Origin of the sequence: Bacillus sp. PS217, assembly GCF_037963535.1 — a bacterium.
In the GTDB taxonomy this organism is placed as follows: domain Bacteria; phylum Bacillota; class Bacilli; order Bacillales; family Bacillaceae; genus Bacillus; species Bacillus subtilis.
In genome coordinates, this window is the sequence record NZ_CP150157.1 from 3,341,551 (window position 1) to 3,354,352 (window position 12,802).

13 protein-coding genes are annotated in these 12,802 nt (G+C 43.7%); 6 read left to right on the forward strand and 7 right to left on the reverse strand.

Annotated elements, in window-relative coordinates:
* Positions 1–7: 7 nt before the first annotated feature.
* A complete protein-coding gene (gene htrB, locus NSQ83_RS17435; protein WP_003228534.1) occupies positions 8–1,384 on the reverse strand; it encodes a serine protease Do-like protein HtrB in 1,377 nt (458 codons plus the stop codon).
* Between the two features lie 277 nt (positions 1,385–1,661).
* Between htrB and cssR the strand changes: the two genes are divergently transcribed.
* Both cssR and cssS read left to right on the forward strand, forming a co-directional pair.
* On the forward strand, positions 1,662–2,339 hold the full coding sequence (gene cssR / locus NSQ83_RS17440) for a secretion stress-responsive two-component system response regulator CssR (RefSeq protein ID WP_003228529.1): 678 nt from the start codon (positions 1,662–1,664) through the stop codon (positions 2,337–2,339).
* Positions 2,336–3,691, forward strand: coding sequence for a secretion stress-responsive two-component system sensor histidine kinase CssS (cssS, locus tag NSQ83_RS17445; protein ID WP_003228527.1), 1,356 nt, complete (start codon positions 2,336–2,338; stop codon positions 3,689–3,691). The genes cssR and cssS overlap by 4 nt, the downstream gene beginning before the upstream one ends.
* Positions 3,692–3,718: 27 nt before the next feature.
* Here the strand turns inward: cssS and spxO are convergent, their stop codons facing one another.
* Complete coding sequence (spxO, locus tag NSQ83_RS17450) at positions 3,719–3,883, reverse strand: anti-adapter protein SpxO (RefSeq protein WP_003221681.1); 165 nt, start codon at positions 3,881–3,883, stop codon at positions 3,719–3,721.
* 167 nt (positions 3,884–4,050) lie between these two features.
* Between spxO and NSQ83_RS17455 the strand changes: the two genes are divergently transcribed.
* On the forward strand, positions 4,051–4,926 hold the full coding sequence (locus tag NSQ83_RS17455; protein ID WP_198878514.1) for a TetR/AcrR family transcriptional regulator: 876 nt from the start codon (positions 4,051–4,053) through the stop codon (positions 4,924–4,926).
* Between the two features lie 39 nt (positions 4,927–4,965).
* Here NSQ83_RS17455 and fumC read toward each other — a convergent pair whose 3' ends face one another.
* Both fumC and NSQ83_RS17465 read right to left on the reverse strand, forming a co-directional pair.
* Positions 4,966–6,354 (reverse strand): class II fumarate hydratase, encoded by a 1,389-nt coding sequence (gene fumC, locus NSQ83_RS17460; RefSeq protein ID WP_003228523.1) that lies wholly within the window; start codon positions 6,352–6,354, stop codon positions 4,966–4,968.
* Between the two features lie 66 nt (positions 6,355–6,420).
* Positions 6,421–6,606: a YvzF family protein gene (locus tag NSQ83_RS17465; protein WP_003244599.1), complete on the reverse strand. Its 186-nt coding sequence runs from the start codon at positions 6,604–6,606 to the stop codon at positions 6,421–6,423.
* Positions 6,607–6,723: 117 nt separating this feature from the next.
* Here NSQ83_RS17465 and gerAA point away from each other — a divergent pair, with 117 nt between their 5' ends.
* The 3 genes from gerAA to gerAC are packed head-to-tail and all read left to right on the forward strand — an operon-like array spanning position 6,724 to position 10,356.
* Positions 6,724–8,172 carry a spore germination receptor protein GerAA gene (gerAA, locus tag NSQ83_RS17470; RefSeq protein ID WP_003243555.1) on the forward strand — a complete coding sequence of 483 codons (1,449 nt, stop codon included), beginning with the start codon at positions 6,724–6,726 and terminating at the stop codon, positions 8,170–8,172.
* Positions 8,141–9,238, forward strand: coding sequence for a spore germination receptor protein GerAB (gene gerAB, locus NSQ83_RS17475; protein WP_009968145.1), 1,098 nt, complete (start codon positions 8,141–8,143; stop codon positions 9,236–9,238). The genes gerAA and gerAB overlap by 32 nt, the downstream gene beginning before the upstream one ends.
* Complete coding sequence (gene gerAC / locus NSQ83_RS17480) at positions 9,235–10,356, forward strand: spore germination receptor protein GerAC (protein WP_339238708.1); 1,122 nt, start codon at positions 9,235–9,237, stop codon at positions 10,354–10,356. Before gerAB ends, gerAC begins: the two co-directional genes overlap by 4 nt.
* Before the next feature lie 7 nt (positions 10,357–10,363).
* Here the strand turns inward: gerAC and liaR are convergent, their stop codons facing one another.
* The 3 genes from liaR to liaF are packed head-to-tail and all read right to left on the reverse strand — an operon-like array spanning position 10,364 to position 12,781.
* Positions 10,364–10,999: a two-component system response regulator LiaR gene (gene liaR / locus NSQ83_RS17485; RefSeq protein ID WP_003228514.1), complete on the reverse strand. Its 636-nt coding sequence runs from the start codon at positions 10,997–10,999 to the stop codon at positions 10,364–10,366.
* Positions 10,977–12,059, reverse strand: coding sequence for a two-component system sensor histidine kinase LiaS (gene liaS, locus NSQ83_RS17490; RefSeq protein ID WP_085185806.1), 1,083 nt, complete (start codon positions 12,057–12,059; stop codon positions 10,977–10,979). The genes liaR and liaS overlap by 23 nt, the downstream gene beginning before the upstream one ends.
* On the reverse strand, positions 12,056–12,781 hold the full coding sequence (gene liaF / locus NSQ83_RS17495) for a LiaRS two-component regulatory system accessory protein LiaF (protein ID WP_003228510.1): 726 nt from the start codon (positions 12,779–12,781) through the stop codon (positions 12,056–12,058). The genes liaS and liaF overlap by 4 nt, the downstream gene beginning before the upstream one ends.
* Positions 12,782–12,802 lie beyond the last annotated feature (21 nt).

The following is a 12,802-nucleotide window of genomic DNA, read 5'->3' on the forward strand; positions in this document are numbered from 1 at the left end:
TTTTTTCTTAGCTTGAACTGCTTTCTGTCTGCTTGGTCAGTGTTGCGTTCAACGTTTTCGTTTTTCCCTTTCGCAGCACTTGGATTGTTGTTTTATCTCCGACTTTTAAGTCTTTGTAAAGGATCTGACGGATATCCGCACTGCTTTCCACGTCTTTACCGTTTAGTTTGACAATGACATCCTCAGATTTAATACCTGCTTTTTCTGCCGGCGAATTTGCTTGAACTTCTTTTACATAAACACCTTTGCCCAATTGATCTCCAAACAGGCCGAGCGTATTTTCCTGATAGGTTTCAGGAACTTGTGACATGTCAATCATCTGCACGCCTAAAAACGGACGGTCCACCTTCCCGTTTTGCAGCAGCTGGTCAACAATCGGCTCGACATCATTACTTGGGATCGCAAAGCCAAGTGATTCCACGCCGCTTTCGCTCACCTTCAAGCTGTTGATGCCGATGACCTGGCCGCTTGCATTGATTAATGGGCCTCCGCTGTTCCCCGGATTGATCGCTGCATCGGTTTGCAGCACGTTCATTTCCACCGTCCCCTGTGTTGTATCCACATCAATTGTCCGGTTCAGTCCGCTAATGATACCTTGTGTCACTGTACCGGAAAACTGCTGTCCGAGCGGGTTACCGATAGCGATTACCTTTTCGCCAGTGCGCAGCTGTGAAGAGTCACCAAAGCTCGCCACTTTTTTTACATTCTTGCCGCTGATTTCCAAAACTGCCAAATCAGTAATGGTATCGCTGCCGACAAGCTTGGCAGTTTCCGTTTCTCCGTTGTATAGCGTAACAGTCAGCTTGTTCGCGCCTTCAACGACATGGTTGTTTGTAATGATATACGCTTTATCGCTGTCTTTTTTGAAAATAACACCTGACCCGGTTCCGCTTTCACTTTCTGAGCTGGAGCCTCCTCCCGTGCCGAATGTGTTATTTTGAGAGGTTTGGATATTTGAGATTCCGACAATCGTAGGCTCTAAATCCTCTACCATATCAGCGATGTTTGATGCGTTCGTTATCGGCGCCGTTGTAAAATTATCAGACTGCACCTGTTTATTTGCGGAAGCGGTCTCGGTCGCCTGATTTTGGTCTGACGGCAGATAAGGCGCGATGCCAAGCATGAGGCCCCCGCCGATAATACCGCCTAAAATCGGGCTCAGCCATGCGGCTCTCCGTTTCTTTTCTTTTTTCACAGCCGTTTCTTGCTTTTCCATTTCTAAAGCAGAAGCCGTTTCCTGCCGTCCCGCTTCATACGACACAGGCGCGTCAAGCAATTCTTGTTCAGAATGTCCAATCAGCTTCTGGTTTTCTGTATTCTGCTGTTCTGTATGTGAAGGTTCAGTTTGATGTTGATCGTTTTGGCCATCACGTCGATAATCCATGTTCTTACACTCCTTTAACGGTTATTCATTTATCGTTACATATTCATCGCATGTACAAGTTCAATTGTCCCAATAATGAGGAGAAAAGCAAAGCACCAAAATAGAATATGTTTGATCATCCTACATCTTCCTCGCTCTTTTTCTCTTCCTTTCTTCCCTTAACCATATCATAAACAAACATTGTGGGATAAAAATGAAAAGAATATGTGAAATTATGAAAATTGCCTGCCGTATGTTAAAACTAGTTTATAATGACGTTGAAAGGATGTGAAGAGCCTTGTCATACACCATTTATCTAGTTGAAGATGAGGATAACCTGAATGAACTGCTAACGAAGTATTTAGAGAATGAGGGCTGGAACATTACATCTTTTACGAAAGGTGAAGACGCCAGAAAGAAAATGACACCGTCTCCCCACCTATGGATTCTCGATATCATGCTGCCGGATACCGACGGCTATACATTAATAAAAGAAATCAAGGCGAAAGATCCTGACGTGCCGGTCATTTTTATTTCCGCCCGAGATGCGGATATTGACAGAGTGCTTGGCTTAGAGCTTGGCAGCAATGACTACATTTCAAAGCCGTTTCTGCCGCGGGAGCTGATTATCCGTGTGCAAAAGCTGCTGCAGCTCGTATATAAGGAAGCTCCTCCTGTCCAAAAAAATGAAATTGCCGTCTCCTCGTATCGGGTCGCTGAAGACGCCCGCGAGGTCTATGACGAAAACGGAAATATCATCAATTTGACGTCAAAGGAATTTGATCTGCTGCTATTATTTATCCATCATAAAGGGCATCCATACTCTCGTGAGGATATCCTCCTAAAAGTGTGGGGACATGACTACTTCGGAACAGATCGGGTCGTTGATGATCTCGTCCGGAGACTGCGCAGAAAGATGCCTGAATTGAAGGTGGAGACGATTTACGGTTTCGGCTACAGGATGATGTCATCATGAAAAACAAGCCGCTCGCGTTTCAGATATGGGTTGTCATATCCGGCATCCTGTTAGCGATATCGATTTTACTGCTTGTGTTATTTTCAAACACGCTGCGAGATTTTTTCACTAATGAAACGTATACGACGATTGAAAATGAGCAGCATGTGCTGACAGAGTACCGCCTGCCAGGTTCGATTGAAAGGCGCTATTACAGCGAGGAGGCGACGGCGCCGACAACTGTCCGCTCCGTACAGCACGTGCTCCTTCCTGAAAATGAAGAGGCTTCTTCAGACAAGGATTTAAGCATTCTGTCATCTTCATTTATCCACAAGGTGTACAAGCTGGCTGATAAGCAGGAAGCTAAAAAGAAACGTTACAGCGCCGACGTCAATGGAGAGAAAGTGTTTTTTGTCATTAAAAAGGGACTTTCCGTCAATGGACAATCAGCGATGATGCTCTCTTACGCGCTTGATTCTTATCGGGACGATTTGGCCTATACCTTGTTCAAACAGCTTCTGTTTATTATAGCTGTCGTCATTTTATTAAGCTGGATTCCGGCTATTTGGCTTGCAAAGTATTTATCAAGGCCTCTTGTATCATTTGAAAAACACGTCAAACGGATTTCTGAACAGGATTGGGATGACCCAGTAAAAGTGGATCGGAAAGATGAAATCGGCAAATTGGGCCATACCATCGAAGAGATGCGCCAAAAGCTTGTGCAAAAGGATGAAACAGAAAGAACTCTATTGCAAAATATCTCTCATGATTTAAAAACGCCGGTCATGGTCATCAGAGGCTATACACAATCAATTAAAGACGGGATTTTTCCTAAAGGAGACCTTGAAAACACTGTAGATGTTATTGAATGCGAAGCCCTTAAGCTGGAGAAAAAAATAAAGGATTTATTATATTTAACGAAGCTGGATTATTTAGCGAAGCAAAAAGTGCAGCACGACATGTTCAGTATTGTGGAAGTGACAGAAGAAGTCATCGAACGATTGAAGTGGGCGCGGAAAGAACTATCGTGGGAAATTGATGTAGAAGAGGATATTTTGATGCCGGGCGATCCGGAGCAATGGAACAAACTCCTCGAAAACATTCTGGAAAATCAAATCCGCTATGCTGAGACAAAAATAGAAATCAGCATGAAACAAGATGATCGAAATATCGTGATCACCATTAAAAATGACGGTCCGCATATTGAAGATGAGATGCTCTCCAGCCTCTATGAGCCTTTTAATAAAGGGAAGAAAGGCGAATTCGGCATTGGTCTAAGCATCGTAAAACGAATTTTAACTCTTCATAAGGCATCTATCTCAATTGAAAATGACAAAACGGGTGTAACATACCGCATAGCAGTGCCAAAATAGACTGTAGATGTTTTGCAGTCTATTTTTTTATGTGAAAGAATAGCCGTTAAAATCTCTGTAATTTGTTTTGAGCGGCTGTTTGCATTGATGAACCCATTTTTTCTCTGACAAGGTCTGCTTCGGATATTTGACTTTCTCCACTTTGATTCCTCTGTTTCGCAAGCGGCTGATCATTTCGTCCAATTCTCTCATTCTAGATTCACCCTTTCACTTGAGCTTTGACCATTCGGTCATCTCAATTTATAATATAAATAATACATGATAAAAAAACAAGTTACAATAAGGTTAATTTTATAACAGACGGTGTGACTATATGGTCATATCCTAGCAGGCCTCCGGGCTCCGAAAGGGTGGAACCATTGAAGGAAAAAGAAAAACTGATTATTGAAACAGCCTTAAAACTATTTGCCCAAAAAGGATACAACTCAACATCAGTCCAGGAAATCGCAAAAGAATGCAAAATATCTAAAGGCGCTTTTTATATTTATTTTCCTTCGAAAGAAGCGCTTCTTCTCTCTATGCTGAACTACTATTATGATAAAACGTTTACCCGAATTTTAAATATTAAAACGAAGGGCGACAGCCCCAGAACGGCTTACCGTAAACAGCTGACCGTCCTCTATGAAAACATTCTTGAACACAAAGATTTTATCAGCATGCAGTTGAAGGAGGGTTCTCTGCCTTACACAGAAGAAGTGGAGCAATGCGCAAAAAAAATCCGCCAGTCCTCACTTCAATTTCATATCGACAGCCTGCTGAACATCTATGGAAAAAAAGCGGAACCCTACACTGCTGAGCTTTGTTTTTTAATAGAGGGCATCAGCCAGATTTACCTGGAATGCATGATTTTGCTCGGGTACACTGTGAAGCCGTCTCAATTAGCTAATATCATTATGAATCGAATTGATGATATGGTAAAAGGCATGTCTGAACGAAACGATAAGCCTTTCATCACATTGGAAGACGCTAGCTCTTTATTCGGGCCTCTTACGCACGGACGGCCTGACCCGCTGACTGAATCAATTGTGAAAAGCCTACGTGACAAAATTAACAGCTTAAACACAAACTCCTCTCTTGAATTATCGGAGAGCTTAGACATACTTGAAGCAGAAATGAAGAAAAAAACACCGAAGCTGGCGATCATAAAAGGAATGATTCATAATCTGACGGAGTCTGAAGCTCTCGCCAAAGATGCGGAACAGCTTAAATATTTATTAAAACAGCAACATATTTAGAAGAACGGCTGCTTAAAAAGCAGCCGTTCTTTCTTCCTATTACGCCTTTGGTTTTACCATGTCTTCCGGCTTAACCATTTCGTTAAATTGCTCCTCTGTCAGCAATTCAAGCTTCAAAGCTGCTTCTTTGAGCGTCAATCCCTCTTTATGGGCAAGCTTGGCGATTTTCGCCGCGTTTTCATAACCGATATGCGGGTTCAGCGCCGTAACAAGCATTAATGAATTTGACAGGTTTTCCTGAATGGTTTCTTTATTAGGCTCAATACCGACAGCACATTTATCATGGAATGAATTCATGCCGTCACTGAGCAGCTGCACAGATTGCAGGAAGTTGTAAATAATAACAGGCTTAAACACGTTCAGTTCAAAGTTCCCCTGACTCGCCGCAAAGCCGATTGTCGCATCGTTCCCCATGATTTGCGCTGCGATCATTGTTAACGCTTCGCTTTGTGTCGGGTTGACTTTACCAGGCATAATAGAGCTTCCCGGCTCATTTTCAGGAATGACGATCTCCCCGATGCCGCAGCGGGGTCCGCTTGCGAGCCATCTGACATCGTTCGCGATTTTCATTAAGTCAGCCGCAAGCGCTTTTAATGCGCCATGCGCATAAGTGATTTCGTCATGGCTTGTCAGCGCGTGGAATTTATTCGGCGAGCTGCTGAACGTTTGGCCGGTCAGCTTAGTGATCTCTTCTGAGACAAGCTCTCCAAACTCTGGGTGAGCGTTGATACCCGTTCCGACAGCCGTTCCACCAATTGCAAGCGCACGCATTTTATCTGTCGCTTCCAAAATCATTTCCTTCGAACGGTCCAGCATGTGAACCCATCCGCTGATTTCCTGTCCGAGGGTCAGTGGCGTAGCATCCTGAAGATGCGTGCGTCCGATTTTGACAATATCATTGTATGCTTTTGCTTTTTCATCCAGTGTATTGCGAAGCTGATCAAGCGCCGGCACAAGCTGCTCGTAAACAGCCAAAACAGCGGCAACATGCATCGCAGTCGGGAATGTGTCGTTTGAGCTTTGGCTTCGGTTCACGTCATCATTTGGATGAATCGTTTGATCAGAGTTCTTCTCTTTTAATAAAGCAGTCGCACGGTTGGCTACCACTTCGTTCATGTTCATATTGCTTTGTGTGCCGCTTCCGGTCTGCCATACGACAAGCGGGAAGTTGTCATCGTACTTGCCTTTGAGCACATCATCACAAACCGCTGCAATCGCTTCTGCTTTTTCAGCGTCCAGATTGCCGAGGCGTTTATTAGCTAGAGCAGTGCTTCGTTTTAAAATTGCAAACGCCTTCACAACACGCATCGGCATTTTTTCAGAACCGATCTTAAAGTTCTCCTTGCTTCGCTGTGTTTGGGCGCCCCAAAATTTATCAGCAGGAACTTTTACTTCTCCCATGGTGTCTCGTTCAATTCTGTATTCCATTTATGTATCCCTCCATAACGGTTGCTTCAATAGATCATAATTCGCCAATGACACAAAAAATCCTTTTTATTTTTCGATCTTGGCAGATTTTAATTTTAATTCAAGATATACGCGGGAATCCTTTGAATATTTGTATTTTGGATTTGTCCTGCCGTACTCCTTTGATGTATAAGAGACATCATAATGCTGTTCAAATGATCTAATGAGCTGTTCAATTTCTTCTTGTTTTCCAGCTAGCCTTACCTGTGCCACTTCGTATCCTCCGCTTTCATAAAAAAACTTACTCCATGAAATACTCTAACACAGTATATCATTTTTTTAACAGGAAAAGATAACCTCTACTAAGGTTTTGGATAAGAGGTGACCTCATTGGAACAAACAGAGTTTAAGGAATATATACACGATAATTTAGCATTGGTGCTGCCAAAATTAAAAGAAAACGATGATCTGGTGAAAAACAAAAAAATGCTTGCGAACGGACTGGTTTTTTACTATCTCTATTTCAGTGAAATGACTGATGAGAATAAGGTGTCAGAAGCCATTAAAACTTTGATTAAAGATGAGGAGACCTTAACGCTTGACCAGGTCAAAAAACGCCTTGACCAGCTTGACGCAAGACCTGTTGAAACTGCAAAAAAAACGATTGAATCGATTCTCAACGGCAATTGTGCTGTGTTTATCAACGGATTGGATAAAGCCTATATTCTGACCACAGGAAAGAAAAAAACAAGAAGCCTGACAGAGCCGACAACTGAAAAAGTGGTTCGCGGCCCAAAAGTAGCGTTTGTAGAGGATATTGATACAAATCTCGCTCTGATCAGACAAAGAACCTCTCATCCGAAATTGATCACCAAAAAAATCATGATCGGCGAAAACAAGCTGAAGCCTGCAGCCATTATGTACATTGAAGGCAAAGCAAAAAAGTCCGTCATAAAAGAAGTGAAGGCGCGGCTTAAAAATATCCAGCTGGAAGATATCCAGGACAGCGGAACGCTCGAGGAGCTCATTGAAGATAATAAATATTCACCATTTCCGCAGATACAAAATACGGAAAGACCTGACAAAGTATCTTCAGCCCTGTTTAACGGCCGTGTGGCAATTTTGGTCGACAGTTCACCATTTGTGCTGCTGGTGCCGGTTTCTCTCGGCATCCTGATGCAATCCCCGGATGACTACTATGAACGCTGGATTTCAGCATCTCTTATCCGGTCGCTGCGCTTTGCTTCTATCTTTATCACCTTGTTTTTGTCATCGATTTATATAGCACTTGTTTCCTTCCATCAGGGGCTGCTGCCGACCGCACTCGCCGTCACGATTTCGGCGAACAGGGAAAACGTGCCGTTCCCTCCGATATTTGAAGCCCTGCTGATGGAAGTAACCATCGAGCTGCTAAGGGAAGCCGGACTGCGACTCCCCAATCCGCTCGGACAGACGATCGGCCTCGTTGGGGGCGTAGTCATCGGACAGGCTGCTGTAGAAGCGAATCTCGTCAGTTCGATTATGGTCATTGTCGTCAGTGTCATTGCCCTGGCATCCTTTACCGTTCCTCAATACGGAATGGGTCTGTCTTTCCGGGTGCTGCGTTTTATTTCGATGTTTTCCGCCGCTATTTTAGGGCTATACGGCATTATTTTATTTATGCTTGTCGTTTATACGCACTTAACGAGACAAACGAGCTTTGGGTCTCCGTATTTTTCGCCAAACGGATTCTTTAGCCTGAAAAATACGGATGACTCCATTATCCGTCTCCCAATTAAAAACAAACCAAAAGAGGTGAATAATCCAAATGAGCCAAAAACAGACTCCACTGAAACTTAATACCTTTCAAGGTATTTCTATTGTTGCAAATACAATGCTTGGGGCCGGACTTTTAACATTGCCGCGAGCGCTGACCACTAAGGCTAATACGCCTGACGGCTGGATCACGCTGATATTAGAAGGTTTCATTTTTATTTTCTTCATTTATTTAAACACGCTCATTCAGAAAAAACATCAATACCCTTCACTCTTTGAATATTTGAAGGAAGGGCTTGGGAAATGGATCGGCAGCATCATCGGCCTTTTGATCTGCGGCTATTTCCTCGGCGTAGCCAGCTTCGAGACACGGGCAATGGCTGAAATGGTGAAGTTTTTCCTGCTGGAGAGAACCCCAATTCAAGTCATTATTTTAACGTTTATTTGCTGCGGCATTTATTTAATGGTTGGGGGCTTAAGCGATGTGTCGCGGCTGTTTCCCTTTTATTTAACGGTAACCATTATTATTTTGCTGATTGTGTTCGGGATCAGTTTTAAAATTTTTGATATCAATAATTTGCGTCCTGTTTTAGGCGAAGGCCTTGGACCCATTGCAAACTCCCTTACCGTCGTTTCCATCTCTTTTTTAGGAATGGAAGTGATGCTGTTTCTTCCTGAACATATGAAGAAAAAGAAATACACGTTCAGATATGCGTCTCTAGGATTTCTGATTCCGATTATCTTATATATCCTTACGTATATTATCGTTGTCGGAGCTTTGACCGCTCCCGAGGTGAAAACGCTGATTTGGCCGACTATTTCTCTCTTTCAGTCCTTTGAGCTTAAAGGCATATTTATTGAACGGTTTGAATCCTTTTTACTGGTGGTCTGGATTATCCAGTTTTTCACCACATTTGTCATTTACGGATACTTTGCCGCTAACGGGCTAAAGAAGACATTTGGATTATCGACTAAAACAAGCATGGTGATTATCGGCATAACGGTCTTTTATTTTTCTCTCTGGCCGGATGACGCCAATCAAGTCATGATGTATAGCGATTATCTTGGCTATATTTTTGTCTCCCTGTTTCTGCTTCCGTTCATTCTCTTTTTCATTGTAGCTCTCAAGAGGAGGATTACAACAAAATGAAAATCCGGATTTTATGTATGTTTATATGCACCCTATTGCTGTCCGGATGCTGGGACAGTGAGAATATCGAGGAATTAAGCTTAGTGATCGGAGTAGGGCTAGACAAGCCTGACGATGAAAATTTAGAGCTGACACAGCAAATTCTCGTGCCGAAAATAATCAGCGCCAAGGAGGGCTCTTCATCTGATCCGACACAGCTTTCTATCACAAAGGGTAAAACTGTCCATCAAATGATGAGAACCTCTGCATTAAAGCATAATCCTACGTTTTCACAGCATTTGCGTCTCATTCTGCTTTCCAAAAGCGTGATTGCGGATCAAATTGGAATGGACGCGATCATTAACCAGTTTGTCAGAGACAACGGAACAAGGAGGAGTTCCTATGTCTTTATCACCAACGGCCGAACTAAGGATATATTTAACATGAATGATGAAGGCGAACCCGCATCCAACGTGATATATGATCTGACAGAGAAAAATAAGGTGACGATCAGAATGATGGAGCCAGTTACATTGGGGGAGATCTCAGAACACTTAACCTCTGACGATTCATTCCTCATCCCTCATGTCGGTAAGGAAAACGGCAAGCTCGCGATAAACGGAGCCTCTATCATCAAAAATAAATTATGGCACCGGGATCTCACCCCGATTGAGGTTCAAAATATTAACTTATTTTCAGGCACTGTCGAGGGAGGCGTCATTGACTTGAAGCGCGATGGCCATCTCTTTTCTTATGAAGTATATTCGAGCAATCGGAAGATCAAGACGGCCTATAAGGACGGAAAGTTCAAATTCACCGTCACCCGCACTATTGAAGGTCGTCTATCTGAGGACTGGAATCCCAGTGAAGATTCGTTTAAGGATTCATATATTAAAAGCATTGAAAAGGCAGTCGAAAAACGAATACACAAAACAGTAACGACATTTATTACAGAGAAGCTGCAGAAAGAGATCAAAGCGGATGTGACCGGATTGGGAAACCAAGTCAGAATTCATTATCCTCAAAAGTGGAAAAAGATCGCAAGAAAATGGGATGATGATTATTTCAGCAATGCGGAAATAGACTACCGGGTCAATGTGATTGTCAGAGACTTCGGAACGAAAGGCGCAAACAAATAGGAGCCGCCTATTTGACGAGATGATTTCGATGCGCGTACACCGCCGCCTGCGTCCGGTCACTGACATCCAGCTTTGATAAAATATTCGTAATATGCGTTTTGACTGTTTTAATTGTAATAAACAGTTCCTCGCCTATTTCTTTGTTTGTTTTTCCTTCTGCGATTAGGCAGAGTATTTCGAGCTCCCGTTTCGTCAGCGATTCATGCGGGGGCGCATTTTCACCTGAATGGCGCAGCCTGGACAATACTTTTCCCGCCACTTTTGATTCCAGCTTTGGCTCTCCCTTGCTTGCGGCGCGGATGGCATCAGCGATTTCTGCCGCTTTTGAGGTTTTCAACAAGTAGCTGAGCGCGCCAGCTTCAATAACCGGGTACACTTTGTCATCATCAATGAAGCTAGTGAGCACAATAATTTTCGGATCGGAAAGCTCCCGGCAAATTTGCTTTGTAGCTTCAATGCCATCCATGCCCTCCATGACAAGGTCCATTAAAATGACATCAGGCGACAGTTCCACAGCAAGCCGAACACCTTCGCTGCCGTCCGATGCTTCGCCGATGACTTCAATATCGGGCTGCGCCTCCAAAAAAGCCGCGAGCCCCATTCTGACCATTTCATGATCATCAATCAATAATACTCGAATCACTTTCGTTCTCTCCTTTTTCTTCCGGGAAAATCGGGACCTTTACTTCAATTTGGGTGCCTTTTCCTTCTACTGAAATCACTTCGGCGACCCCGCCGATTTCACTTGCACGTTCCTTCATAGAATTCAAGCCGTATGAGGATGCTTTCACCTGGTCCATTTTAAAGCCTTTTCCATTATCAATCACCTTCAGACGGAGCTGACTGTTCTTTATGCCCAGAATCACGGTTACTTTTGACGCTTTTGAATGTCTAAATACGTTTGAAAGGGCCTCCTGCACGATTCTGAACAAGTGGTCTTCAACACCCTTGGATATCGCTGTGTCCTGTATATCCCACTCAATATCAATCGGCTGCTTTTTTCGGAACTCGTCCAAAAGCTCCGTAAGGCCCTCCTTCAGCCCTTTTCCTTCAAGGGTAACAGGCCGTAAATGGAGCAGGAGCGCCCTCATCTCATTTTGGGCTTCGCCTGCCATATGCTCGACCATCCTGATCCGCTTGACTGTTTTATCATCAGCATCCTTGACATGTTCCAGCACGGCTGATGTCATCATCGATATGGCAAAGAGCTGCTGGCTGACCGCATCATGAAGATCTCTAGCCAATCGCTGGCGTTCTTCTGAGATAACCGACTTCTTCATTTGCGCCTGCCATTCCGCACGTTCATTGGAAAGTTTCTGCAGGGATGCGACTTGAAGCTCCACGCGCTTCGCCATTTCGTTCAGCTGATCGGCGGCCAGGCCGATTTCATCATCACCGAGCGGCGGTATCCGATAAGCGAAATTGCCGTTTTCAAAGGTTAAAATGGATTCAATTAATGTATCAATCCTTGTCTTCAACCGGTTGCCGTACATATACCCTGAGGCGAAACCGACGGTCACGCTGATTAGAAGCAAAATCAGGATAAACGGAATTCCGAACCAGCTTGATGACAGCAAAACAAGCGGATCGAGCCGATAGTAAAACATCATAAAGGAAATCAGGCAGGCAAAAAGGAGCAGGCTGATTCCCGTTGTCATGCGGATGGCGCGCCACTGGAGGCTCACAAGCAGTTTTTTTCTCATACGTACTTCACATCCACATCACCGATAAATAAGGAAACGGACACTTTGACACGGCGCTTTGACTCGCTGAAATCGGTTGACGCGGCATATACCTTCGTGCTTAATCCGCTTTTCTTCGAGCCGATCAGATTGATGTCACCTATAAAAACAGCTGAGCTGACAGCCACTTCAAGGTCCGATGGTACATAAATATCAACGTTACCAATGACTCCGCTAATGACGATTGTGCTTTCTCCCTCGGGAATCATCGCTTTAGATAAATCGATTTTGATATCACCGATAAAACCAGAGACATTTAAATCATTCAGGTCAAACGGCTGCTTCATCATTTGCAGCTCACCGATAAAAAAGCTGCGCATGTCGGGATGTTTTACATCTTTTGGCGGATCATGATGTTCTTTTTTATTGAGGTTGACCTGTTTCTCATTCGGTTCGAATATCGGCTTCCCTTTGACAAGCCTGTAGCCGGCGTAAATCAGAAATGCGGCAAACGCATAGCCGAATAAATTAAAGGTGATGCTGAAGAGGTTTTTCAAAAATAGAAACGCGGCAAAGATATACATGACGGAGCCAAGCCAATCACGGGAATATTTTTTAAGGAAATAGCCGGCAATCAGAAAAAAGAGCGGCCAAAACAGCAGATCGCCTATTCCGATAATTTGCAAAAACATACTGATGCCGAATAAAGCAATGATCAATCCGAGAAGCTGTTTTTTTGTCATTCCTGGTGTCCGCCTCCTTTC

Bases quoted from the DNA above. Each gene is read 5' to 3' on its own strand.
- htrB (WP_003228534.1), bottom strand. From the start codon at position 1,384: ATGGATTATCGACGTGATGGCCAAAACGATCAACATCAAACTGAACCT.
- cssS (WP_003228527.1), top strand. From the start codon at position 2,336: ATGAAAAACAAGCCGCTCGCGTTTCAGATATGGGTTGTCATATCCGGC.
- spxO (WP_003221681.1), bottom strand. From the start codon at position 3,883: ATGAGAGAATTGGACGAAATGATCAGCCGCTTGCGAAACAGAGGAATC.
- fumC (WP_003228523.1), bottom strand. From the start codon at position 6,354: ATGGAATACAGAATTGAACGAGACACCATGGGAGAAGTAAAAGTTCCT.
- gerAB (WP_009968145.1), top strand. From the start codon at position 8,141: ATGAGCCAAAAACAGACTCCACTGAAACTTAATACCTTTCAAGGTATT.
- gerAC (WP_339238708.1), top strand. From the start codon at position 9,235: ATGAAAATCCGGATTTTATGTATGTTTATATGCACCCTATTGCTGTCC.
- liaS (WP_085185806.1), bottom strand. From the start codon at position 12,059: ATGAGAAAAAAACTGCTTGTGAGCCTCCAGTGGCGCGCCATCCGCATG.
- liaF (WP_003228510.1), bottom strand. From the start codon at position 12,781: ATGACAAAAAAACAGCTTCTCGGATTGATCATTGCTTTATTCGGCATC.